This window comes from Dyadobacter frigoris, assembly GCF_005280585.1.
Lineage (GTDB): Bacteria > Bacteroidota > Bacteroidia > Cytophagales > Spirosomataceae > Dyadobacter > Dyadobacter frigoris.
This window is the reverse complement of record NZ_SZVO01000020.1, coordinates 102,441-128,402: the sequence shown is the minus strand read 5'-3', so window position 1 is coordinate 128,402 and position 25,962 is coordinate 102,441. Positions and strand designations below refer to the sequence as shown.

23 protein-coding genes and 1 pseudogene are annotated in these 25,962 nt (G+C 39.2%); 12 read left to right on the top strand and 12 right to left on the bottom strand.

All coding sequences use genetic code 11. The features are described 5' to 3' along the window. Positions 1-520 precede the first annotated feature (520 nt). The 7 genes from FDK13_RS30635 to FDK13_RS30605 form a co-directional block, all read right to left on the bottom strand. A complete protein-coding gene (locus FDK13_RS30635; RefSeq protein ID WP_137343828.1) occupies positions 521-1,762 on the bottom strand; it encodes an MFS transporter in 1,242 nt (413 codons plus the stop codon). Between the two features lie 162 nt (positions 1,763-1,924). Next, positions 1,925-2,695: a 3-ketoacyl-ACP reductase gene (locus FDK13_RS30630; protein WP_137343827.1), complete on the bottom strand. Its 771-nt coding sequence runs from the start codon at positions 2,693-2,695 to the stop codon at positions 1,925-1,927. A 30-nt stretch (positions 2,696-2,725) separates the two neighbouring features. Continuing rightward, positions 2,726-3,871, bottom strand: coding sequence for a Gfo/Idh/MocA family protein (locus FDK13_RS30625; RefSeq protein ID WP_170982956.1), 1,146 nt, complete (start codon positions 3,869-3,871; stop codon positions 2,726-2,728). A gap of 73 nt (positions 3,872-3,944) precedes the next feature. Then, a complete protein-coding gene (locus FDK13_RS30620) occupies positions 3,945-4,760 on the bottom strand; it encodes a sugar phosphate isomerase/epimerase family protein (RefSeq protein ID WP_137343826.1) in 816 nt (271 codons plus the stop codon). 183 nt (positions 4,761-4,943) lie between these two features. Beyond that, entirely contained in the window at positions 4,944-6,332 is a 1,389-nt protein-coding gene (locus tag FDK13_RS30615; RefSeq protein ID WP_137343825.1) for a glycoside hydrolase family 88 protein, read from the bottom strand. A gap of 90 nt (positions 6,333-6,422) precedes the next feature. Then, positions 6,423-7,340, bottom strand: coding sequence for a helix-turn-helix domain-containing protein (locus FDK13_RS30610; RefSeq protein ID WP_137343824.1), 918 nt, complete (start codon positions 7,338-7,340; stop codon positions 6,423-6,425). Between the two features lie 9 nt (positions 7,341-7,349). Further along, positions 7,350-7,907 carry a DUF4126 domain-containing protein gene (locus FDK13_RS30605; protein WP_137343823.1) on the bottom strand — a complete coding sequence of 186 codons (558 nt, stop codon included), beginning with the start codon at positions 7,905-7,907 and terminating at the stop codon, positions 7,350-7,352. Positions 7,908-8,068: 161 nt separating this feature from the next. On the opposite strand from FDK13_RS30605, the gene FDK13_RS30600 reads away from it, so the two are divergent. Further along, positions 8,069-9,838, top strand: coding sequence for an ABC transporter ATP-binding protein (locus tag FDK13_RS30600; protein WP_137343822.1), 1,770 nt, complete (start codon positions 8,069-8,071; stop codon positions 9,836-9,838). Between the two features lie 204 nt (positions 9,839-10,042). Here FDK13_RS30600 and FDK13_RS30595 read toward each other — a convergent pair whose 3' ends face one another. After that, on the bottom strand, positions 10,043-10,780 hold the full coding sequence (locus FDK13_RS30595) for a glycosyltransferase family 2 protein (protein WP_137343821.1): 738 nt from the start codon (positions 10,778-10,780) through the stop codon (positions 10,043-10,045). A gap of 8 nt (positions 10,781-10,788) precedes the next feature. Continuing rightward, a pseudogene (locus FDK13_RS36785) lies at positions 10,789-11,382 on the bottom strand (FkbM family methyltransferase); the annotation flags it as partial. Positions 11,383-11,852: 470 nt separating this feature from the next. Here FDK13_RS36785 and FDK13_RS30585 point away from each other — a divergent pair. The 9 genes from FDK13_RS30585 (at position 11,853) to FDK13_RS30550 (ending at position 18,479) form a co-directional block, all read left to right on the top strand. Then, positions 11,853-12,218 carry a helix-turn-helix transcriptional regulator gene (locus FDK13_RS30585; protein WP_170982955.1) on the top strand — a complete coding sequence of 122 codons (366 nt, stop codon included), beginning with the start codon at positions 11,853-11,855 and terminating at the stop codon, positions 12,216-12,218. Between the two features lie 66 nt (positions 12,219-12,284). Next, positions 12,285-12,476, top strand: a complete 192-nt coding sequence (locus FDK13_RS30580) for a hypothetical protein (protein WP_137343819.1) — start codon at positions 12,285-12,287, stop codon at positions 12,474-12,476. Between the two features lie 352 nt (positions 12,477-12,828). After that, positions 12,829-12,996, top strand: coding sequence for a hypothetical protein (locus FDK13_RS35605; protein WP_170982954.1), 168 nt, complete (start codon positions 12,829-12,831; stop codon positions 12,994-12,996). A gap of 109 nt (positions 12,997-13,105) precedes the next feature. Further along, on the top strand, positions 13,106-13,318 hold the full coding sequence (locus FDK13_RS30575; protein ID WP_137343818.1) for a hypothetical protein: 213 nt from the start codon (positions 13,106-13,108) through the stop codon (positions 13,316-13,318). Further along, entirely contained in the window at positions 13,319-13,969 is a 651-nt protein-coding gene (locus FDK13_RS30570; protein ID WP_229216286.1) for a hypothetical protein, read from the top strand. It begins immediately after the preceding gene. A gap of 18 nt (positions 13,970-13,987) precedes the next feature. Further along, a complete protein-coding gene (locus FDK13_RS30565; protein WP_137343817.1) occupies positions 13,988-14,509 on the top strand; it encodes a peroxiredoxin family protein in 522 nt (173 codons plus the stop codon). A 43-nt stretch (positions 14,510-14,552) separates the two neighbouring features. Further along, positions 14,553-16,778 carry a peptidase domain-containing ABC transporter gene (locus FDK13_RS30560; protein WP_137343816.1) on the top strand — a complete coding sequence of 742 codons (2,226 nt, stop codon included), beginning with the start codon at positions 14,553-14,555 and terminating at the stop codon, positions 16,776-16,778. A gap of 1,201 nt (positions 16,779-17,979) precedes the next feature. Then, the gene (locus tag FDK13_RS30555) at positions 17,980-18,204 is read left to right on the top strand and encodes a hypothetical protein (RefSeq protein ID WP_137343815.1); all 225 of its coding nucleotides are present in this window, start codon (positions 17,980-17,982) and stop codon (positions 18,202-18,204) included. A gap of 2 nt (positions 18,205-18,206) precedes the next feature. After that, positions 18,207-18,479, top strand: a complete 273-nt coding sequence (locus FDK13_RS30550) for a type II toxin-antitoxin system RelE/ParE family toxin (RefSeq protein ID WP_137343814.1) — start codon at positions 18,207-18,209, stop codon at positions 18,477-18,479. Positions 18,480-18,528: 49 nt separating this feature from the next. Here FDK13_RS30550 and FDK13_RS30545 read toward each other — a convergent pair whose 3' ends face one another. The 3 genes from FDK13_RS30545 to FDK13_RS30535 form a co-directional block, all read right to left on the bottom strand. Further along, entirely contained in the window at positions 18,529-21,090 is a 2,562-nt protein-coding gene (locus FDK13_RS30545) for a penicillin-binding protein 1A (protein WP_137343813.1), read from the bottom strand. 82 nt (positions 21,091-21,172) lie between these two features. Next, the gene (gene msrB / locus FDK13_RS30540; protein WP_137343812.1) at positions 21,173-21,568 is read right to left on the bottom strand and encodes a peptide-methionine (R)-S-oxide reductase MsrB; all 396 of its coding nucleotides are present in this window, start codon (positions 21,566-21,568) and stop codon (positions 21,173-21,175) included. Positions 21,569-21,650: 82 nt separating this feature from the next. Beyond that, on the bottom strand, positions 21,651-23,198 hold the full coding sequence (locus FDK13_RS30535; protein ID WP_137343811.1) for a DUF5723 family protein: 1,548 nt from the start codon (positions 23,196-23,198) through the stop codon (positions 21,651-21,653). 353 nt (positions 23,199-23,551) lie between these two features. On the opposite strand from FDK13_RS30535, the gene FDK13_RS30530 reads away from it, so the two are divergent. Both FDK13_RS30530 and FDK13_RS30525 read left to right on the top strand, forming a co-directional pair. Continuing rightward, complete coding sequence (locus FDK13_RS30530) at positions 23,552-24,982, top strand: circularly permuted type 2 ATP-grasp protein (protein WP_137343810.1); 1,431 nt, start codon at positions 23,552-23,554, stop codon at positions 24,980-24,982. A gap of 149 nt (positions 24,983-25,131) precedes the next feature. Next, entirely contained in the window at positions 25,132-25,863 is a 732-nt protein-coding gene (locus tag FDK13_RS30525) for an esterase family protein (RefSeq protein ID WP_137343809.1), read from the top strand. Positions 25,864-25,962: the final 99 nt, after the last annotated feature.

Here is a 25,962-nt window from a genome sequence, read left to right as displayed (position 1 = left end):
ATATTTTTGAATGAATTTTTCATGGCTATTTATATTTAATGTTTTGTTGTAATTGTTTCCCTTATTGATGAATCAAAGATAGGGTGATGGCAGGTACTATGTATAACAAAGTACACGAATGGATGCTTTTCAGTGATAAGTGGTATTGGGAATAAATGAGCAATTAAACGGTTAAAAGGGGTTGTTGAGGTTTTGTGAAAATAATGGTCTGAACTATGTTCAATCTTAAAAAAGCGGTTTGAGGAGAAGCTTGTTACGTAAATTATATCGGCCATACCTACGGCATTTTGTGATCGCAGAGATTGCGGCTAATCCCTGGATTGAAATCCAGGGTTACGATATCGGCCATGCCTGCGGCATTTTGTGAATGCGAATATTGCGCCAAATCCAGGGATTGAAATCCCTGGTTACCATATCGTACATGCCTATGGCATTTTATCTAGTGCTGTAAGCACGGCCGACATTGTAGCCAGGGAATTTATTCCCTGGGCCGGATTGGATTTATTCCCTGGAATCTATTTTAATCTTTTTCTACAAAATTCATATCCTTTGTAAATGTTTCTTCCAAAAAGTATAGTGCAATCAAAGCAATTATACTGGTAATAATTCCCAAAGTAAGTCCACTGTTGATTACTCCAAGATTGGGTTTGAACTGAACAAATAAAGCTGCCAGCGGAATTGTGGCGCCGCGGACAAAATTAGGAACGGTTGTCGCTACTGTTGCCCGTAAATTTGTACCGAAAAGTTCGGCTGCGATGGTGATGAATAATGTCCAGTAGCCATTACAAAATCCCAAAAACGCACAAACGATGTAAAAGGAAAAAGCATCTTGCAAGGGAATCAGCAGGTAGGTTATCATCATACAAAGAGAAAGTGTGATGAACAAACCAATTACCTTTTTGCGGCTTTTCAAATATTGACTTAATAACCCGCTTGCAATATCACCAAAAACCTGTCCGGAAAAAGCGAGCATAACAGCTTTGCCGGCATTAACGCCGACAATGCCTTTGGCATGGCCGAATTCCGGTGAAAATGTAATCAAGATACCAACGACAAACCAGATTGGAAGTCCAACCAGAATTGCCATCAGATATTTTTTGAATCGTTTACCATTTCCGATGATCATTAAAATGTTTCCCTGATCAACACTTTTCTCTTTTATTTTTTGAAACATACCTGATTCAAAAACATTGAATCTTAGTACCAAAAGTATCAGTCCCATTCCGCCACCGACAAAATAAGAAACTCTCCAGGCAAATAAATCAGCTACAAAATAGGCCAGAATAGCGCCCATAACACCCAGCGTAGCCACCAGCGTTGTTCCATATCCGCGAACTTCCTTTGGTAAAACTTCCGTAACCAGTGTAATTCCAGCGCCTAATTCCCCAGCCAAACCTACACCGGCTACAAAGCGTAAAATGGCATACTGATCAACCGAAGTGACAAAACCATTACTGATGTTTGCCAGGGAATACATGATAATGGAACCAAAAAGAACGGAAAGCCGTCCTTTTTTATCGGCAAGAATACCCCATAAAACCCCGCCAATCAGCATGCCGGCCATTTGGTAATTCAGCAATTTAATTCCCTGCGTTAACAATTGGTCGTCAGCTACATTCAATGCTTTCAGGCTAGGAACACGCACAACACTAAACAAAAATAAATCATACATATCCACCAGATAACCAAGTGCAGCAACGATAACCGGCACTTGCATAAGCTGTGATAACAAAGACGGACGGGATTGTGGAATGGCGGACATGGAACTTAGGGGTTAGCGATTGGGCGTTAGTTTGGATCATTTGAATATTCTGTTGTTAAGCATATCTGGAAGAGCCAATAATATATCGACGGGCCAAAGAGCTAATAGCTAACCGCTAATAGCTAACCGCTAATAGCTAACCGCTAAAAGCTAACGGATCCCTCACAGTCGGTCAATCAGCATTCCACCATCCACACCGATCACTTGCCCGGTGGAATATGGAAAATCGCCTCTTGTGAGTGATGCAACCGCTTTTCCAACATCTTCAGGCGTTCCCCAGCGTGGTTGCAATGCCATTCCGTTTTCGAAAAGTCCATTGTATTTTTCCTGAACTTTTGCGGTCATATCTGTCGCAATTACACCAGGGCGGATTTCAAAAACAGGAATGTTGTATTCTGCCATACGAACAGCAAAAAGTGCGCTGGTCATGGCTAATCCGGCTTTTGAAACACAATATTCTCCACGATTTATTGAAACGACCGTTGCCGAAATTGATGTAACAAAAATGATCGTTGCTTCAAATGCATGATTGTTCTGTTTTGCATGAGCCATTTTTTTTGCAACACTTTGGGTGAAAAAAAACGGCCCTTCCAGATTGATTGTCATTACTTCCTGATAATTTTCAGGAGTAGTTTCCAACAGATCCATTCTCACACGCGGGGCAATTCCTGCATTGTTGACCAGCAAATTTATTTGTCCGAAAAACTCATAAGCTTTTGAAATGATTTTCTCCCGGTCTTCTGCAATGGCAATACTTCCCTGACAGTAAAGTACATCCGCACCAAGCTGACGAAGTTCTTCCAATGCTTCTGCTGCATTTTCTTCATCACGGACGCCATTGATTGCCAGATTAAATCCCTCTTTTGCCAATGCTTTTGCAATTCCGAAGCCGATTCCACGACTTCCTCCGGTAATAAGCGCTGTCTTTTTCATAAAATAGTACGTTGATTTATGATAAGACTTTTATAACTCGTCAATTGTAACCCATTGGCGCTTTTCCCAGCTTTCAATGCCTTTTTCTGCCAGTTGAACACCACGTGCTCCGGCTTTGAGATCCCAAGGGAATGGCGTGTCTTTTACAACGTGTTTGAGGAATAACTCCCATTGCGCTTTAAAAGCATTATCAAAGTTTTCCTGCTCCGGTACTTTCGCCCAGCCATCGAAGAAAGGAATAGGCTGAGCAATGTCCGGATTCCAGACGGGTTTTGGCGTGTTTCCATAATGCTGTGTGTAACATTCTCGCAAACCAGCCACAGCAGAACCTTTTGTTCCGTCAACCTGCAAAGTCAGCAAATCGTCGCGACGGACACGAACCGTCCATGAAGAATTGAACTGAGCGATAACATCACCTTCCAATTCAAAAGTCGCGTAACATGCGTCGTCGGCTGTACAACTATAAGGCTTACCGTTTTCATCGATTCTTTCCGGAATATGGGTAGCACCCAGACAGGAAACTGCTTTCACCTTTCCAAAAAGATTATCCAACACATATCGCCAGTGACAAAGCATATCGACAATAATTCCGCCGTCGTCTTCTTTTCTGTAATTCCAGGATGGACGTTGTGCAGGAATGGAATGGCCTTCAAAAACCCAGTAGCCAAATTCTCCACGCACAGAAAGTATCTTTCCGAAAAAACCGCTTTCCATCAATCGTTTCAGTTTCAGCATACCCGGAAGCCAGAGTTTGTCCTGGACCACGCCATTTTTAAGTCCGGCTGCGGTAGCGAGTTCGTAAAGTTCAAGCGCTTCTTCGGTTGTTGTACCTGTTGGTTTTTCACAATAAATATGTTTCCCGGCTAAAATCGCCTTTTTCACCGCCGGCGCTCTGCGACCGGTAACCTGTGCATCAAAATAAATCTGAAAATGCGGATCAGCCAGAACAGAATCCAGATCAGTTGTGAATTTTGTGATTCCGGATTGTTTGCCCAAAGCTTCCAGTTTGGCTTTATTTCTCCCAACCAGAATTGGATCCGGCATAATGATTTCATCAGCCGAAATTTTCACGCCGCCTTGTTCGATTATTGCAACAATGGAGCGGAGTAAATGCTGGTTGGTTCCCATACGGCCCGTAACGCCGTTCATGATAATGCCGATAGTATGAGTAATCATTTTTGTAGGTTTTAACGATTAGTTATTAGCTGTTAGCTTTTTGATACTCCAACATTTAAGATTGTTGTTACTTTTATACATGCAGAATAAAAGCTTCTGTAACTTCTTTCAGGAAAATATCCTGGTCTTTTGCCCAATGTATATTTGAGAAAATTTCTACTTCACAAAAACCTTTGAAACCGGTTGCTTCTACCCAGCTTCTGATTTTTTTAAGGTCAATACAGCCTTCGCCCATTAACCCGCGATCGTTTAAAAGATCTATCGTATTCACTTTCCAGTCGCAAACGTGATAAGCGAAAAGATTTCCATTCGCACCGCAGCGGGCGATTTCTTTTTCCAGTTGCGGATCCCACCATAAATGATAAACATCAACAGCCACACCAACATAATCGGACTTGAAAAACTCAGCCATATCATTGGCTTGCGCTAACGTATTAATGGCAGAGCGGTCAGCAGCGTACATCGGGTGAAGTGGTTCGATAGCCAATTTTACATTCAGCTTTTCTGCTAATGGCAAAATCGCCTCAATACCTTCACGAATCTGATTTCTGGAAATATCAAGTGACTGGTCAGGCGAAGCGCCGCAAACCAAAACGATCATAGGAGCAGCCAAAGCGGCAGCTTCTTCAAGTAATTTTTTATTCTGATCAATCGCCTGTGCTCTTCCCGCGCTGCTTGTATTGGGAAAAAATCCGCCACGCACATATGAAACGATTTCAAGCCCAGCGGCGCGAATTATTTCTCCAGCGCGTCTCGGACCAATACCTTCCGTAGCATTCTGCCAGACACTAATTCCCTTAACGCCAGCCGCCGCATATTTTTCAACAGCCTCCGGAAGCGCCCAGGGTTTGGTAGTAATGGTATGGATGCAACAGCGATCGAGAGTCATCTTTTTAATTTTTAATTATTAAGAGTTACTTTTTAATTATTAAGGGTTAATTGTTAATGTTGGGTTGGTTGAATTTTGAAATTAGAAGCGTTGAGGGTTGTTTATTAAAGGATTTCAATGAAATAGGTTTAAGCAAAACACTTCAAACGCGGTCATTAACAATTAATACTTAACCATTAGAAATTAACCATTGCGAACGGCCCCTAGGTATGAGTAGTATGGCAAACCCTTGTTGATCCTGTGCAGATAAAGTGCGACTTCTCTTGCGTGATAATCACCCCACATGCTGGATTCTCCGTTTGGTACTTTTTGGCCATCCGGAATATTATCCCAGCCATTTGGTCGGTGATAAACGGAATGGAGAATGAGACCCTGATGTGTTGGATCTGTTGATAAATAAGGCTCGTCGAAAAGTGTATTTATTGTAGTAAGGCCCGCTTGCCAATATTTATTTCCTTCTTCTGACTGGTTTTTATCATTCAAATATTTTCCCAACCTCAATAATCCTTGCGCTCCAATGGCTGCGGCTGAACTGTCAATTGGTTCAAAATCATTGTAAGGATCGGACTTTCTGCTGGTATAATCTCCTAATTTGTAAAGCAGAGGAGCCCCGGTATCCCAATACGGAATTCCGTCGGAAGCAGTATGTTTTATGTAGAAATCGCAGGTAGCTTTTGCGGCTTTGAGATAGATATTTTCAATATTTTCCCGTCCCCCGATTTGTTTCAATTCTTCATCTGAAAAAGAAGAAAGAGATTCCAATTGCTCCGCAAAACCTGTCATCGCCCAGGCTAATCCGCGCGTCCAGGTTGTGAAGCCAGAAAATCCTTGCTGGGAATTCGGGCAGCGGAAATTGCCGTCGTTGGTATTAAATACGCTTTCATGCGCCGTTCTGCCCCAAAGATCGTAGCTGTCACGGCCTTCGCCATAATAAACGGAATATTTTGCAGTAGCGAGGGAATGAAAAGTACCTCTTTCCAGCAAACTCGTTTTTACATCATTTTCGCCCATCAGACTATGTCCCAATAAATGAGAAACCATCAAGGCACGAACAGAACGGATTGTGTCGACAAATAAAGAATGCGGACCGTTGAAAGAATGAATATATCCCTGGCCGTCTTTGGTATTAGTCCAGCGTTTCGCCTGAACGGAACCGGAAATTTTCAAAGCCAGCTCATAGAAATCGCGTTCCCACTTGTTTTCTTCGATTCGGCCTTCATTCATTAACCGAAGCAGGTTTCCGTAAGTGCTTACATTATTAAATCCATGATCATGAACACCAAAATGGCTGACATGAGATGCCATATGGTCAACCGTATTTTTTCTGGCTTTTGCTAGAAATGATTCGTCGCCGGTAACATCAAATTGTAAAACTTCGGCACCATATTGAAATCCCTGTGTCCATTCTGTCCAGCCACGGGTTGTATATTTTCCGTTAACTGTAAAAACGGGTGAACCTTTGGAGGTATCGTATTCTTTTGAAATAAGATTAATTTTTTCTGCTGAAAGTTGCCACAACCGATCAATTTTTGGTTGAAGCGAATCTGCGGACAGTTCGTTACGAATCTCCATGAGTTAATATCAAAAGTATTGTTTAGCCTTTTTGTTTTAGGATAATACAAAGATATATTTTCGGTGAAGTGTTGGCAAGGTACATTTTTGCTAATAAATGGTACTTTTCCGAACAGAGTCGCGGTATTCATTTGGTGTAAGTCCGGACTTTCTTTTAAAAATTCGACCAAAATAGGAGGGGTCTTCCATATGAATGTGGTATGCAATTTCTTTGCTGCTCAGGTTGGTGAAAACCAGAAGCCGTTTGGCTTCCAATAACAGTTTGTCGAGAATATATTCCTGCGTTTGGACACCCAGGAATCGTTTTACGGTTTTGCTTAAATAATCAGGAGAAACTTTCAGAATGGTAGCGTATTGCTGAACTTCATGCATTTCCCTGAAATTTTTTTCAACCAATTCCTGAAACCGACCTACTATTTCCGGAACAGAGGACGCCGAAGTTTCGTAAGATCTTACACCTTTCTGACTAATGATGGCACATTTTTGAAGTAACAGACCGAGATATTGTCCCAGCATATTTTGATCCGGCTCATTTCCCAAATGATCTTCAACCATATTTTCAAGAATATTGTGAAAATAATGGCGTTCCATTTCTGTCAGTCTTAAAATGGGCTGTCTTTTTCCGGATTGAAAAAAAGGAAATTTTGAAAGTGAGGTTGCGGATGGATTATAAAAGGTGTAAAAGTCTTCTGAAAATGCTACGATAAAACCCTGGCAGGGAGCGGCAAAAGTTAAGAGATGGACCTGACCTGGTGTCAGAAAATGCATTCCCGTTCCCTGCATAGCATAAGAATGAAAATCAATTTCATGGAATCCCTGTCCTTCTTCTATAAACAAAATTTCATAATACGTGTGCCTGTGCGGCGTGTCCGTAGGTAAAGGCGTAATCGGTAATGTATCTGGTATTTCAGTGGATGCCCCGTTGCTGTTTTTAAACCGGTAAATTCTCAGAGCCGGAACCGGACTTTGCGATTTTGGAAGTGAATGAACGGGTATGGTATCAAACATGAAAGCACGCTATTTTCGATTTCTTAATCCTGATATCCTTTTCAAAAGCCAAACTACAAGCAGAACTACCAGTACCAACGCTACAATCGGCAGGAAAATGGCTAATCCTGACAAACTGAACGAAGCAATATTTTCAGCCGTCGATACGACAGGGTTACCAAAACCTGCTGTTGTTTTAGACGAAAATAAACGCAAAAGACCCGTACCGGCCTGCACCAATCCGGCCGTTCCTCCACCAACGATAATTCCTAAACCCCAATGCAAGACCGGATTATCAATTTGAATAAAGGAAGTGGAAAGCAAAGTCCCGGCTATAACGGCTGCCGGCGTGGCGATGGTATCCAGTAAATTGTCGATGAAAGGAATGTAATATCCACTGATTTCTGCGATGGTTGCAGTGAATAAAACAAAAAATGCAGTCCAGGTCGCCATCCAGGCAAAACCTTCTCCCGGTGTAATCCATCCACTCAGCGTGGCGATATTCGCTACCAGCATTGGAAGAAATACCCGAAAACCGCTGCTGGCACTCAGGCCAAGTCCAAGACAAATACTTAGAAAAATTTCCATAACCTCTTTGTTTGGATGAACATTTCAGAAAAGTGGCTGTAAGGAAAGTTAGACAAAAAAATGAATTCTTCGTTTCTTTGGTGACGAATTTTACTTTTTCATTGTTGATGATGAATTACGTGACAACGAGCAAACAATAAAGAACCAACAACCACCAGTCTGTGAATCAGGAAACCAAAAGCGGCCAGATATTTGATCTGCCAACTCTTAAACGTTTATACACATTCGTTAGACCTTATCAGAAGCAGTTCTATTTGCTGATCGCGATCATTATGGTCAACGCGGTATTAGCTCCGTTAACTCCGCTTTTGATAAAATACACCATTGATAAACCTATTGCAGAGGGAAATTATAATCAGCTGGCGATTATGCTGGGTGTGATGGTTTTAGTTTTGATTGTGCAGGGATTTGTGCAGTTCTGGAATACGTATATGTCGGGCTGGCTGGGGCAATATATTATCCGTGATATCCGCGTGCAACTGTATGAAAAAATCATTGGACTCAGGTTGAAATTTTTTGATAATACACCGATTGGTCGTTTGGTAACCCGTACCATTTCGGATGTAGAAACGCTTTCAAACGTATTCAGCGATGGTATGGCGGCAATAGCAGGTGACATTTTGCAATTGACATTGATCATTGCGGTGATGTTTTATACGGATTGGAAATTGTCAATCATTAGTCTTTCGATGATTCCGCTGATGCTTTTTTGTACCTATGTTTTCAAAGAAAAAATAAAGGATGCTTTTAACGAGGTCCGTGCAGCTGTTTCTAACCTGAATTCTTTTGTTCAGGAGCATCTTACCGGCATGAGCATCGTTCAGATTTTCAGCAGTGAAGATATTGAATATGAAAAATTCCAGGAAATAAATAAGATACACAGAGACGCTAATATTAGGTCAATTCTCTATTATTCAATTTATTATCCTGTTGCTGATGTGATTTCCGCAGCCGGTACAGGACTTGTCGTGTGGTACGGTTCGAAGCAGATTTTAAATGCGGAAGTTACTTTTGGTACTGTTACGGCATTTGTAATGTTTATCAACCTGTTTTTCCGCCCGATCCGTCAGTTGGCCGACCGTTTCAATACTTTGCAAATGGGAATTGTAAGTACCGACAGGATTTTAAAACTATTGGATAGCGATGAATACACCTCAAATGAAGGCACATATGTTCCGGAAGTTATCAAAGGTGATGTCGAATTCAAAGATGTCTGGTTTGCTTATAATGATGAAGATTACGTACTGAAAAATATTAATTTCAAAGTTCGTGAAGGTGAAACGATCGCTTTTGTAGGAGCTACCGGAGCTGGTAAGTCGTCCATTATTAATCTATTAAGCCGTTTTTACGATATTAACAAAGGACAGATTTTTGTCGATGGAGTTGAAGTTCATGAATATGAGCTGAATGCTTTGCGGAAAAATATCGGTGTCGTTTTGCAGGATGTTTTTCTTTTTTCAGATACAATTGAAAACAATATCCGTTTAGGTGATTTTACAATTACCCATGAAAAAATTGTAGAAGCAGCAAAACTTGTTGGCGTTCACGATTTTATTGAAAGACTTCCGGGGGGATATACTTACAACGTTATGGAACGCGGAGCAACTTTATCCGTAGGCCAGCGCCAGCTAATTTCCTTCGTCCGTGCCATGGTGCATAATCCTAAAATTATTGTCCTGGACGAAGCTACGTCTTCTGTTGATAGCGAAACCGAAGAACTGATCCAGAAAGCGATCGAAAAGTTGATGGTGGGACGTACGGCTATCGTCATCGCCCACAGGCTTTCAACGATTCAGGAAGCTAACAAAATTATCGTTGTGGATAAAGGCGAGATCATGGAGGAAGGCACGCATGAGCAGTTGCTTGAAAAAGAGGCGTTTTATGCGAATTTGTACAGGATGCAGTATAAGGAGGTTTTGAAGATTGGGTAGGGAGGTCTAGAAAATTTGATTCGAATATTGGAAGGTATTATAACTTTTGCAGGCTATATTTTGTGGCGAACTATTTCAAACCATAAACAAAAAGCGAGGCGGTCATCTCATAAATCATTGATTTCCCAAAGTTTTGAATTTTCTTCTTTCTTTTTTATGCCCAAATTATAACGTAAATTAATTTACAGTCTCGAATTACCTCGTTTACCATTTTTTTTTGAAATCACCTTTTGAAAAATATTTTTCCAAAAAGCAGTACATAAGAATAAAGAAGTATCTGCTTCCCATTTCCCTTATTTTCAAATTTGATACACCAAAAGTTCTATTTGTCCAGCTATTTGGTATTATTACATATGTATATCCTCTAACAATTGTCTTCAGGGATAATTCTATTGTCAGATTGAAGTGAGGTGACAAGAAAGGTTTTACTCCGTCTATTGTTTTTCGTTTGTAAAGCTTAAATGCATTAGTTGCATCGTCATAATCTACGCCGATAATTAGTTTAATTATGTTATTTGCAATACGGTTAATTATCTTCTTTTTGAATGGATAGTCGATAGTTCTGCCACCTTTTATCCATCTACTTCCAAACACCGCATCTACCCCTGTTTCCATCATCATTTTATAATACCTGACCAAGTCGTCTGGGTCATCCGACAGATCTGCCATGAAGATTGCGACACAATCGCCGGAATAACGCTCCAATCCGTATCTTATCGCAAATCCAAATCCATTTGGGCCATAATTGGTTTCATAAACCAGAGTTGGAATTTCAAGTTTTAAGTTCTTTAAAACTTCCGCTGTATTGTCTTTTGAATTATCATCAGTCACCCATATTTCATGCTCGATTTTATTACGGGTTAAAACATGATAAAGAGTTTTAACTGCTATGGATATTGATTCTTCTTCGTTGTATGCAGGAATTACAATACTTAATTTCATTGGGAATATTATAAACTGGAATATATAAATTCATTAAAATCACCGTAGCAATTGGTTATTTTCTTTTGTAGGTAAAAACCATTTGATTTTAATATTCTGTGGACATGGACATGTTTAAAACCAATTGAATTTTGATACTGATCATTAAAATGTTGTTCTGGTTGAATGTGATTAATCTTGATTGATAGGCATTCAGAAAACAGGCCTGACAGGCAATAATATTCATGACCTTCTGTGTCAATTTTTATGATATCTATATCCCTGGTTAGCTTGATTTGCGTAATAAACGATGATAGGCTTATAACTTCAACAGGATAAGATCTTAAAATGAGCTTAGGAAGCCTTAAGCCTAAAATGAAAGCTTTTTTGTCAACATATTTGGAGTTAAAATTTATTTGTTCAAAAGAAGATATCATATCCAGTCTGTTCTCATGAAATATACGTTCTCCACTCGCGTCAGATATCTCTAGGTTATAAATTTTAACATTCTTTTTAGAATGGAACCGGGCCTTTAAATTTTCGTATAAACGTTTGTTGGGTTCGAAGGAGTGAATTTCACAATCTGGATTAAGAGATAGAAAAAAATCAATACTTTGACCCTCATTGGCCCCTACATAGTTACAACTTTTTGAGCCTGTGTGACGGAGGTTCTATCTTTACGTCACACGGGCTCAAAATATTAATAGAAAGAACACCACCAGAACTTTATTCGATTTACCCCATTCTTTGGGAAATCGTATTTTCTAATTCTTACTTAATTTAGTAATGATTACTTCGTTTACAAAGCATCTATATGCTGCTTTTATAGCTCAGCATACTTTATTAGGATAAAGGAGTGATCAAAAAAGCCGAATCAATACGAGAGTATATGCCGGATTCTTTTGGTATAACAGCCTGATTACCTAACCAGCTTGTTCTCAATGTAGAATAAGTTGGTTTTTTATTGAGACCCTATTTTAATCGAAGTTTGAATAAAGTTTGCGAGTTTGGATTTTGTATGTAAAATTGCTCCTACATATCAACGTTGTGAAGTACTATGGATGATTTTATTTATCTAAACTTTACATCAACAATGGAAAAAGTGTTATCCAGATCCTTGTCGGTTTATCCGACGGTGCATTTACTTTCAAGGAAAGAGCGTGAAGTCCTGGTGCTCATCGCTATGGGAATGAATTCAAAAGAAATTTCTATCCAATTGGATGTGCTTCCCAAAAGTATTGACAATTACAAAAACCGGATTACTAAAAAACTAGGTGTGAATGGCTACGGTGCACTTGGTAATTTTGCTGCCGAGAACAGGGTTGTACTTCTTGAATTGAGTATTTTCCTCTTTCCACAGCCAGCAACTGAAATTTTAAAGATCAGGAACTTACCGTTTAAAGAAATGGAAAACATTTCGGGAGGTGGTAACCGGGCTGTGAAATACTATTTCCAATGACGGATATAAACATTATCTATCCTATTTTATCAAATCAATTAAATCTCCAATCTCTTTATTATTGCCATGAAAAAGTTACCAAAAGGCGTAATGAATCAAATAACAGGCGGTGTTTGTAAAGGTGCAATCATGCAACTGGGAAAGTCTTTTTTGCTAACCGGAATGCTTTCCGGATGGGCTGCTCAGGTATTTTTTGTGCCTTTTGATTTCTGTCAATTCAGGTCTGATAAGCCAATTTCACCTCTAAAATTGAGGTGAAATTTCTTTTGTTTTTCAAGAAAAATTTGTAATATATTTGTTTCGTCATGACAGATGTTACGTAGCACAGGCGGAAACCCAAACCGCGTGGGAAGTGATTTGGGGGATTAATAATTGTATAGATATTTTTTATGAAAAAGCTAACTTTTGGAGAAAGTCAAAACATCAGAGGTGGGAGTGGTTTAACAAGTTCATGCTTCTTCTTTCCTTTTGCGGCGATTGCAACTCTTACTTCAATGCAATTTTTTACGAGTAATGTGGCATGGGGTCTTGCTTGTCACTATAATTAATTAAAATAAGTAAATCTTAAAATTTCGCTTACATATTTTTAATAGTTATAAACTAAATTATTATGAAAAAAGTTGATAATGAAACAATGGCAAATTTACAAGGTGGCGTTTCTGGAAGAACATGTATGTATTTAGGCTGGGCGACAATTGGATTTGCATTTGCAGGACAATTTGGTTGGTCTTTTGGTACAGCTGCGGGTGCGCTGGCCGCCGGTTGCTTTGATAAATAATTGAGATTATATACTAATGTTTAGGTCGGTGATGAACTGACTCATCACCGACTTATTAAAGTTCAAACTGATTAAAACTAGAATTAACCATAACTAAACAATTTGGACTATGGCTCGTTGGATTATAATGTTTATTATAGGACTTATATTTTTTGCTATCGGTTTGTATCTAAGAATATCAGGGGACATCGATGATAGCAAAGCATTCGTTACTGTTGGATTGTATTTAACCATTGTCTGGTTAATTGATTCTTCCATCAGTTTAAGAAAGGAGATAAAAAAACTTAAAGAGGAATTGGAAAAGTTGAAAAACAATAATTAGATGGAAAATTCCTATACTGGTACAAAGGTAAGAATGCATTTTTTGATCTTATTAGTAATGTCCCTACTTCTATTGTTTTTGAACAAAAGCTTTCTATTATCTGACTCGCTTTACTTTAATAGTCTTTCTGAGAAATTTAGTTATGAAGAGATAAGTGAGTTGATCAATAGAAGAAATCGATTAGAATTGCTAACCATTCCAATTGTGCTATTGGTTTGTATAATTAAGCTTACCTTATGTTCTTTGTGCTTGACCCTAGGTATTTTTTTTATAGCTGATAAGTTTGAATTTAAGAAAATTTTTGCAGTAACAGTGGCAGCGGAGTTTATATTTCTAGTTCCGTCTGCAATTAAGTTATTATGGTTTTTATTTTTCCAAACCACATACACCTTTCAAGATCTGCAATATTTTTATCCTCTATCTATTCTAAACATTTTTGAAGCAAATACACTCGAACCCTGGCTAATATACCCATTACAAGTCCTTAACATTTTTGAAGTTATCTATTGGATTGTGCTCGCTTATTTACTTACAAAGGAGTTGCCAGAACTGGATATGAATCGATCTATGACGGTGGTTATGGCCAGCTATGGTACCGGCCTTGTGATTTGGGTAGCTTTTGTAATGTTCCTGACTTTGACATACACTTAATTTTTGAGTATAAGCAAAATGAAAATTTTACTACGGACGCTTGGTATCGTTATCGTCATTTCCCTTTTAGGTTTTCTGAGTTACGGAATTTACAAAAAGAAAGAGGAGAAAGCGGATTTAAAGAAAAGGATCGAGTCTCTGCCTGCTTTTTCATTTAATTCATTGAAAGGTGAAAATGTAACCCGCAATGATATTACGGGTTCGCCGCTTTGGCTTATTTTCTTTCATTCCGATTGTGAATACTGCCAGATGCAAGCTGAAAATATTGGTAAAACCATAAATGCAAATGCCTTGCAGATTTGGATGGTATCGCCCGAGCCTGTCGATTCCTTATCTGCTTTTTTAAAAAAATACAAGTTGAATGGCTTATCACATGTCAAACTTTTAAACGACAAACATGATGCAGGTTATCACACTTTTGGTGTTACTTCTTCTCCGTCTTCTTTTTTATATAGTTCCGGCGGGACTTTAATTAAAAGTTATAAAGGCGTTGTAAAAATGGAGACAGTTTTGAAGGATCTTAAAACGGCTTCCTTTTAACTATTCCGACTTATTTTTCTGAATTTATTTACCCACTTTTGCTATGCTTAATCAACAAGCTATCAGGAAAACTTTTGTCCGCCAACAGGATTCTTCCGATTGTGGAGTCGCTTGTCTGGGCTCTGTTTTGTATTATTATGGAGGCGATATTTCACTCGAAAGATTGCGTGAACTCAGTGGTACGAGTATTCAGGGCACAACATTACTTGGGCTGTATGAGGCAGCCCATCAGATTGGTTTTGATGCGGAAGGCTGTGAAGCAGATCTCGCGGCACTTGTTGAACATGGCGAACCGACGATCCTGCATGTTATTATGGAAGGCGATCTGGAACATTATGTACTTTGGTATGGTGTGATGAATGCGGGTTCGAAAAGTGCGTATACAGTGAACCAGGACGGTTTTCGAAAACATATCATCGGAGATCCGGCCCAGGGAATAGTAGAATTAACGGATCAGGAACTATTGAAAATCTGGCAATCGGGAAAATGTCTAACATTAAAACCGAATAACCAGTTTATTAAATCAGATGACCAGTCCGGAAAAAAGTGGGCATGGTTTATAAATCTTATCCGGGAAGATATCAGTTTGTTAATGACGGCTTCCGGCCTGGGTTTGTTGATGGCAATTCTCGGTATGGTAATGGCAGTTTTTTCTCAGAAACTAATCGATGATATCCTGCCATCAAAAAATATGACGAAACTGGTTACCGGCATTTCCTTGGTTGCGTTTTTGCTTTTCGTGAGGATTGGACTGGAAATGCTGCGCACCTATATACTACTACGTCAGTCAAAAGATTTTAGTAATCGCATCATTTCTAAGTTTTATGAGAACCTGCTGAACTTGCCAAAAGCATTTTTTGACAAACGAAAAACAGGTGATATTGTCGCACGGATGAATGACACCTCCCGCATTCAGCGTGTAGTCAGTGAACTGGCCGGTCAGGTATTGATCGATATTTTGGTTGTTACGGTTTCCATAGGTTTTCTATTCTTTTATTCCTGGCAGATAAGTTTGGCTTTGCTTGTTTGTTTGCCTGCTTATTTCCTCCTGATTTTTAGATTTCACAAGCCAATCAGTGCCAATCAAAGGCAGGTGATGCAGCGGTACGCATTGAGCGAAAGTAATTTTATCAGCAGTATTTCCGGAATAAGGCCAATTAAAGCATTTAATCGTCAGGCGATTTTTGGTGAATTGAATAGGTCAATTTACGGTACTTATCAGGATGGAATCTGGGGGTTGGGAATTATCCAGCTTCGTTTAAATCTATATGCTTCCGTTTCCGGCGTGATTATTCTTGTCGGTATCCTTGCAGCTTCGTCTTATATGGTTTTGAACGGCAACCTTAAAACAGGAGAATTGATGGCGATTCTTGGTATGAGCTCATCACTGTTGCCTTCCGTAGCTGGCTTGGCCCTCTTGGCAATACCGTTAAATGAGGCAAAAATTGCTTTCGAGCGTATGTACGAATTTGCAGGTTTGCCATCTGAAAATTCATCAAATGGAGAAAAAACGGATTCTTTTTCTTTTCAAAATTTACAGGTGAAAAATATCACCTTCAGATTCCCGGGAAGACGGGCGATTTTGAATGAATTTTCACTGGAATTGAAAAGGGGAGAAATCCTGGGGCTTATTGGTGAAAGCGGATGCGGGAAAAGTACGCTTTTACAACTGATTGAACGATTTTATAAACCGGAATCCGGCCAGATTCTAATCAACGACGATACTAATCTAGAATCCATATCTCTGGAAGGCTGGCGGAAGATTGTAGCATGTGTGACACAGGATGTTCATATTTTCAATGGAACGGTGTTAGACAATGTAATTCTAGGGCTAAAACCGGATCGCGAAAACCTGGAACCTTTTTTTAATCAGGAACCTTACCTGACTTTCCTGAACACTTTGCCGCAGGGATTAATGACATTGGTTGGCGAAGAAGGATTAAATTTATCAGGTGGTCAAAAGCAGTGGATTGGCATTATGCGTGCCTTGTTTCAAAAGCCAGCACTGTTGCTTTTGGACGAAGCGACGTCTGCGATGGATGCACAAAGCGAACAAAAGGTCTTGAATTTATTAAATTGTCTCAAAACTGATATGGCCATTCTTTACGTATCACATCGTTTGCATACACTGGCCAATTTTTGCGATCGTATTTATATTTTGGATGAGGGAAAGTTAGTGACCTCCGGTTCGCATGGAAAATTACTTGAAACAGATAACATGTATAGCCGGTTCTGGAAACATCTGGAACCGGAATTATTGGTTAGGTAATTCTTTTGTTTGCCTTCAAATTGTCTTGAATTGCATGTTTATATTGTTTTAAATCAGGTGTTTAATCAAATATTGAATAAATTATATTGTTTGTATTCTTTTTGTTAATATTGATTTTAGTATGAAGGGTAATGATAACAGTGAAAGGAAAATAGGCAAAGAATAACCAACGTATTTTCTTTTGACCATTTCCAGAGCACTGTTCAATAAATCAAAAATTATATGGAACTGAAAGACCCACACGCGCGACTTTTTGTTTTTTCTGCTCTTGTAATTACAGAAATAGTGTTTCTTTACCTTATTCTCCAAAGGAATATTGACTTCACATCATTTGAGGATTGGATATCAAGCTTACTTTTATCCACTATTCTATTCTTAATAAATTTTGCCAAGCAATGGTGGGTAGCTTATAAAGAGGTTAAAGACCAGGAAATAAAAAATGACTAATAAACAACGATTCATACAAACATAGCCTTCTTTTTAAAATCGTATTCATTCAAGGTATGCCTATAACTCGGTTATTATTTCAAAAGTTATATCTCAGTCTTACTTAAATAATTCATCAAATGACGGAGCTCAGAAACCCTCAATCCAGAATGTTCCTTTACTGAGTTTTATCAATTGTATCTATCATCATTGTGATAAATGCATTAAGAAAGGACCTCGATTATTCCTCCTTCGGTGATTGGCTGGACAGTCAATTATTATTCGGTATTTTAACAATTATTGGTTTTCCTATTCAGGCTTGGAGAGCTTATAAGGAAACTAAAAAGATAAAAGAGGGAAAAGTCGAGTAAAAGTTGACCGGGATGAGTTCAATAAAAACGAGGCGCAAGTTTAAAGTTTGTGCCTCGTTTTTGTTATTTGTCATATTAATTTTTCCTGCCTCTATCTATCGGGGGTGGAATTAGTAGAGCTAATTTTGCCGATATTGGAAGCTCATTTAACAGTATAATGTCTGGAATTAAAAACGTTGATGGGAGAGGTAGCGAAATTAATAGAAGAAATAAAGCCATTCGAGTTAGCTAGGATAAGGCGAAAACGAGTGGGGCATTCAACCAGAGATAAAGCGAGATTTTTCGTGTAAGTTACTGAAATTGAGTCGATTTTAAACTTAATGGGGAAGGGAATTGAGATAGAAAATGTTTAAAATAGTGGTTCTTTAATTTGTTTATATAGCCTAAAAGGATTACGTTTATTTATGGATAAAACAACTTTTTTAATTGTAAAAAAAATGATAACAATGACGATTGAGTTGCCCGAAGAAGAAAGTTCCTTTTTTAAGGAATTTTTAAGTAAGATTCATGGTAAAATTATTTCAGAAGATAGAGTTCCTAACAAGGAAACTATTAGAGCGATGAAAGAGCTTAAAAATGGGAAAGGTAATAGGGTAGGGAGTGTTGAGGAATTTTTGAAATTAGTGTAGTTATGTTTGAAATACTATACTCTAGAAAATTTCTTAAAGATGCTAAATTATTGAAAAAGCGTAGTCCAAGGGATTTTGAAGAATTGGCGAATGTGCTTAGAGTATTAGCAGATAATGGGCACAGAGGGTTGGATAGAAAGCATAATGCTCATAAATTAAGTGGCTATTGGGAATGTCATGTTCGGCCAGATGTATTGCTTATTTGGGACGAAAACGAAAAACTTATGCTATTGGAATTGGTAAGAACAGGTACACATTCGGACCTATTTGATTAAGTAATGCGCAAATTAAATTTTGCGCATTACTTTTGCTTATCAGCAATATTTAATTCCTCCTCCCCGTATCACTCGTACTCGGTATCGGTGGCGGCCCAATTAAAAAGTCATCATCCGCACCGGCCGTTCCGGTACTGTCTCCGCCGACATCCAAAGTATCACTCCGGCTGGATTGGAAATAATTCGGACAGTTGTATTCCTTATCAATTTTGAAATTTGGTTTCGGAAATGGGCCGGGTTCTATGCCAATAGACTTATCACGATATATTTTTTCAAGGAAACTCCCGACAATAGGTAACGCTGTTTTCGCACCTTCTCCGAGATTTGTCGTCCGGAAGTGAATACTGCGGTCATCACCTCCAACCCATGCACCGATAACAAGATCACGTGTGATACACATAAACCAGCCATCCGAGTTGTTGGAAGTTGTACCGGTTTTCCCACCGATTTGATTATTATTTTTTGTTACATCAAATTTCCAGCGAATACTTCCTGACGTTCCTCCTGCTTCTTCCACACCACCACGTAACATATTGACCATTAAAAAAGCAGATTCCGGACTGATTGCCTGACGTGGTTCCGGAGCAAATTCCTGAACAATTTTTCCGTTTTGATCTTCAATTTTGGTCACCAGGATCGGCTCGGTGTATTGTCCGTTATTTACAAAAACACTGTAAGCTGCAACCATATCGTATAATGTAACGTCAAACGGTCCCAGGCCGATGGAAGGTACCGCTTTTAAAGGCGTTGTGATTCCCATCTTTTTGGCATAACGTACCACATTGGCAGCTCCAACGTCATCTGTTAACTGAGCCGTCACGGAGTTAATAGATTGTGCCAGTGCTCGGCGCAAAGTCATATTGGAATAAGTGAAATAGCCATTTGCATTTTTCGGCTTCCATTCTTTTTCCTCACCATCTTCCATGTATGTTTTTACAAATGGCTTATCCTCAATCTCATCACATGGCGACATGTTATAAGTTGAATCGTCGATTGCGGTTGTGTATACAAATGGCTTGAAAGTTGATCCAGGCTGACGTCTTCCCTGTTTTACGTGGTCATATTTGAAATAATTGTAATCCAGGCCGCCAACCCAGGCTTTGATATTTCCATTATGCGGATCCATCGCCATCATACCTGCACGCAGGATATGTTTGTAATAATCCAAAGAGTCCATGGAACTCCAGTATTTCTTGATTTCACCGCTCGTTTTCCAATCGTATACCATCATGCTGTCTTTTTTATTAAGATACCATGATACACTGTCTGGCTGGTTTGGGAATTTGGCTGCAAGTGATTTATAACGGCTGGTACGTTTTACAACAGAATTCAGGAAGTCAGGTATTTCCTTTCCATCTTCATCAATCCATGGATTTTGTTTTCCCCAGTGATCTTCAAAAACACGTTGTAACTGCTTCATTTTCTGCGTCATTGCTTCCTCTGCTTTTTCCTGCATACGGGAATCAATGGTGGTGTATATTTTCAGTCCGTCCGTATAAAGGTCATATCCATTTTCGTCACCCCATTTTTTTACAAAATCTACAACCGCATTTTTGAAATAGTTGGCGTTTCCGTCGTAAGGCGTTTCGAATTTTGTTTTCAGTTCAATCGGTAACGCACTGATAGAATCAGCTTGTTTGGCTGTTAAATAACCATATTTCTGCATCTGGCCGATAACCACATTACGTCGTTCCAGCGATCTTTTGATATTTCGTACCGGATTATAAGTCGTGGTTGCTTTTTGTAAACCAACCAAAACGGCAGCTTCCTGTACATTCAGACTATCCGGAGATTTGCTGAAATAGGATTTCGCTGCGGTATTGATACCGTAAGCATTATTTCCAAAATCAACCGTATTGAAATACATAGTAAGGATTTCCTGCTTCGTGAAATTCCTTTCCAGCTTAATCGCGGTAATCCATTCCTTCGTTTTATAAATCAGTGTGCTAACTCCCGGAACGTATCCAAGAAGTCCGCGTGCATCTCTTTTTCTTGTTTTGAAAAGTTTTTTCGCAAGCTGCTGCGTAACCGTACTTCCGCCACCCCGATCCGTTTCTCCTTTTGCTATACCAAAAGCGACACCAGCCATGGCACGGTAATCAATTCCTGAATGTTCGTAAAAACGAATATCCTCCGTCGCGATTAATGCTTTAACCAGATTAGGGGAAATTTGATCATAGGTAACCGGCGTTCTGTTTTCAGTATAAAACTTACCGATCATTACACCGTCAGAAGTATAGATCTCGGAAGATTGGGAAACTTTCGGATTTTGAAGATCTTCTACACTTGGCATACTTCCCATAAGCCACAGGAAGTTTGTTTCAATACAAAAAATGTAAAAGAAAAATCCTATAAATCCATATAGAAATAATTTCCATGTAAAAACGACCGGCCGGTAAAAAGCAGAGTTTTTATCAAGATTTTTGTCCCACCATCCATGATAAGCTTCCCGTTTTTGATGTACGGAAAGGAAGAATGCTTCTGTCTTTGTTTTACCAACAAAGAATGCAGAAATGCGGAATACTATACTTTTAATTATTGTTCGAAGCTGTGTTCCAATGAATTGAAACATTGCTTTCAGGTTCTTGTAGAAGGTCTTGATAACTTCCATCAAACGTTAAGTTTCATAAAGGTGTCAAAGATAAGAAAAGCCGGACACATCTCTGTATGTCCGGCTTTACGAGTGGCTAACACTAAGATTTTTTAACAAATTTAAGTGCCACACCATTCATGCAATAGCGCAATCCTGTTGGCTTTGGCCCGTCATTGAAAACGTGGCCCAAATGACCGCCGCAAGTTCTGCATATTACTTCGGTACGGCTCATTCCGTGACTTCGGTCAACGATTTCTTCCACGCTTTGTTCACCAATCGGTGTAAAGAAACTTGGCCAGCCAGATCCCGAATCATATTTGGTATCAGAGCTGAAAAGAGGTGTATCACAAGCTGCACAAATATAAATTCCCTCTTCCTTATTATCATTCAGCGGGCTGGTGAAAGGTCTTTCAGTACCTTTTTCACGCAAAACAAAACATTGTTGTCCTGTCAGTTCTTTTGACCATTCCTCTTCTGATTTTATTACCTCTCTCATTAATTTTTTCGGTTTAAGTTTTAAGCATTTGTCATCATAAACTGAGCGACTATGAAATGATCCTTTATTATTATAGGAACAATCAGCGCTTATGGAAAATTCGCCTGATCCAGGAATCTTCGGCTGGCCAGCATTTATTTGCTGATTCCGGCGGCCTTCTGAATAATCCTGCGGAAACTCCGAAATATAGATTAAAAGCTTTTGGATTTCCAACATTTAACAATCCAAGAATATGGTCTGTCCCAAACCAGACGGGCCCCGCACGGCCAGCCAGACCAATAGCAGGAGAGCTATACCGGTTCATGATCGATATAGGAACAGAAACTTCGTACCACTTGTGTTCATATCTTGGTGTAACAGAAAGCATCGATTCACTTTTCATTCCAAATGCACTTTGTGGGATCAAATTCTGTACCCAAAGCGCATTGATATACACATTTGGTTTAACATTATAATCACCGCTTAACTGAAAAGCCATTGGAAGCACCGTTGAAAAGTGTGCAGCCTGCGTTCCTGATACTCCAAAAGCACTATTTACTGCGTCAAAAGCGCCTTCCGAACCTTTTAACTTTTGAAAATCATCATAACGTAAAATCTTATTGGACGTAGAAACTTCCTGCTGCAACAAATAAGTAGGATTTCGCCATCGCACCCTGCCGATATCGGTTATGGAAGCAGAAATGCGATACAGGTATTTATTTTTACTATTATCTTTTTTTCGTTCGCCTTTCTCGGTGTATGAATATTTATTAATGTCGGGCCGGTATTCGTACACCGCGCCAAGATCAAAACCCCAACCACTTCCTGCCGGCGCATTTCCCAAAAGCCAGGAAACACTTGGTTTGAAATTTTGAAAAGCTTCGTCACGTGTTATACCATATTTAACATTAACCTGATCGGCAACAATCAACTGTCTCCTGTTTTGCCAGGCAGGATCCGGTTGTATGGAGTAAGATGAATTATCAACTTCTACATGGGCATTGTATAGCCCTATGAGCCGTTTTATTGTAACGCCGACTTTAAGATAATCGGTTTCATTATCGATTACTGTGCCGCCCACTGTCATGGCCAGTTCCCCTAATCCATTTACATTCAGGCGTCCTGACTGATTTTCAAAATGCTGATTTTGCAGATCCGTTTCCCGGGTAGTTTTACTTAGTAAGCGTGCAAGAGGTTCAGTAATGTTGGATCCGTTGATGTATACCCGTGTACGGGCAGCAAGTCCCACACCAATCCTATTTTTAAAAAGTCCGAACATAATCGATGGAAGACGTATATCTACACCTGCATTCAGCCATTTATCACGGCCGTTCAATCTTTCTTTCAGATAAGCCCGGGGAAATAAAACTGCGCCTTTTTCATTCCGATATTCACTTGAAACCTGATTTGTGATAAGGCTTAGAAAAGAATAGGGAGCATTGTAACGAACACCGCTGTTTGCAGTATACAATCCAGCTCCTGCAAAATTGACATAAATGCTGTAACGACTATCGGCCACAAAGGCGGGATTATGATATAATGCCTGCGTCCCGGAATAATTTCCCATGGCTATGCCTTGCATAAACTGCGCCCAGCCAACGGTAGATAATCCCAATAAAATTCCTGCAACAAGTAGACTTTTCCTATACATGTGTGTAAAACGGTAAACCTTCGGATTCATTATTCCCGGTGCAAATAAAACAGGAAGCTGACTGACTTGCAAAGTTTGTTTAGTTAAGGGAATAATAATTGTTCAGACGGGGAGATAGTGGTCATTTTTTATGAATATATTGCATATCCCGAAATTTCAACTCGATTTCAAATTCCGTAATTATTTCTTTAAATCATTAAAAGCGAAACTTTTGATTATTGTTAAAAGCGGGATTTAAACTTTCGGAAATAATTTTAGTGATCTTGCAATGAGTATATGTTTTGCAAATTGAAACATATACCATATATTGTTCTGTAAATAATAGAAGTATACTTATTCAAATTTTGTATTGTATGAATTTTTCATTCTCTGATTATCAATGCGAGGAGTTCTTTGACGAGATGTTTACGCCTGATGGCCAGATTCGTCCGGGTTATGAGCATCTTAAAAATAAATTTGAAAATCTGACCAATGAAGATCTCACCAACAGGCAGTTAGCTACTGAGCGTGCGTTGCTTTCCATGGGTATTACTTTCAATGTTTATTCCGAAGGTGAGGGTACAGAACGGATTATGCCGATTGATATCATTCCAAGGGTGCTGCCAAATGCGGAATGGGAATGGCTTGAAAAAGGTCTGAAACAACGCATCAAGGCGTTAAACATGTTTATACATGATGTTTATAATGAACAAAATATTTTAAACGACGGAGTAGTTCCGCGGGATCTGATAGAATCCAGCAAATGTTTTTTAAAACCTTGTATTGGTTTAAATCCTCCAAAAGGAATCTGGTGTCACATTACAGGGACTGATTTAATTAAAGGAGACGACGGTACTTTCATGGTTTTGGAAGATAATTTGCGTTGTCCTTCAGGTGTGTCTTATATGATAGAAAACAGGGAATTGTCAAAACAGATTTTTCCTGATGTATTAGCGCGTACCGGAGTTCGCCCGGTTTCGGATTATCCGACAAGATTGTTGCAAATGTTACAGCATCTGGCTGACCGGCCAAATCCTACGGTTGCCGTTTTGACACCTGGGATTTATAATTCAGCTTATTTTGAGCACTCTTATCTTGCTCAGCAAATGGGTGTTGAGCTGGTTGATGCGCGTGATCTTGTTGTTTCTGATGGATATGTAAAAATGCGTACGACGAGCGGTCTTCAAATTGTTGACGTAATTTATCGCCGTATCGATGATACTTTCCTGGATCCGGAAGCATTCAATCTTGATTCTTTAATTGGTATTCCCGGTATTTTTGAAGTTTACAAAAAGGGTCGTGTTGCTTTGGCAAATGCACCAGGGACCGGTGTTGCTGATGATAAGGTGGTATATGCCTATGTACCGCGCATCATTGAATATTATTTGAAAGAAGAAGCAATTATTCCAAACGTAAAAACATACATCTGCCGTGAGCCGGAAGATTTTGAATACGTACTTGAAAATATTCATGAGCTTGTTGTAAAAGAAGCCAACGAAGCAGGTGGTTACGGTATGATGATCGGGCCAAAAGCGACGGAAGAAGAGCACGAAATATTCAGACAAAAAATACGTGACAATCCACGTAATTATGTAGCGCAGCCAACGATTTCCCTTTCGCGGGTTCCGTGTATGGTTGATGGACACGCAGAAGGTCGGCACGTTGACCTTCGTCCTTACATTTTATATGGTGATGAAATCAGTGTAATTCCGGGTGGACTTACGCGTGTAGCATTAAGAAAAGGGTCTCTTGTTGTAAATTCATCTCAGGGAGGTGGAGGAAAAGATACCTGGGTTCTTTATTAAGTTGTATTGATCAGGTTTTTGGTAAACAGTTTTAAAAAAACGTGTACAAAGTGCGGACTTCAGGCACTGGCATTAAATTTTTAGTGTTAGCCCTATACGTGAAACTGTTTACTAAAAACAATATCAACTACACTTAAATTGGAAACGAAATGCAACGTGAAGTAACCGGCTGGTATAGTCCGTCGCTTAATAAACAAATGGATATAGCCGTTTACGGTCACTACGGTATCGCATTGTTACTAATCCCGACGGCGGCGTCTGATTACCTTGAATATGAGCAAAATGGATTGATAGAAAGTATTGCTCCTTACATCAATTCAGGAAAAGTAAAGGTTTACTGCATTAATAGCATCAACGGTGAAAGCTGGCTTAATCCATACATGCATGGGTACGATAAAGGGGTTCGTCACCAACACTTCAACGACTATGTAATAAAGGAAGTTATACCTTTTATTAAAGAAAATTCCAGTCCTAAAAACGAAATTATAACCGTAGGAGCATCACTTGGTGCATTTCATGCGGCGAATCTGTTTTTCAGATATCCGGATTTTATCAATGGAGTTATCGGAATGAGTGGGTGTTATGATCTGAGTGTTTATACAGATGGGTATTATGACGATAACGTATACTTCAATTCGCCAATTCAATATCTGTCTCAGTTGAAAGCAGAATGGCAATTATCACTTTACCGCGAAAGTCGGCATATCCATTTTGTTACGGGTTCAGGACCTTTTGAAGTGCCTGAATATTCCCGGCAGATTTCATCGATATTAAGTTCAAAAAATGTTCCTCACGAACTTGACATATGGGGAGAAGATATTCCACACGAATGGTGGGCCTGGAAAAGAATGCTTCCTTATTATTTAGAAACAAGATTTTGAAATTTTCGAGTGGGAACTGTTGATGAGTAGTAATCTCACTCGAAAATTTCAATGTTTTTTGATTAATTAATTTTCAATTTAATTAATCAAATATATAGA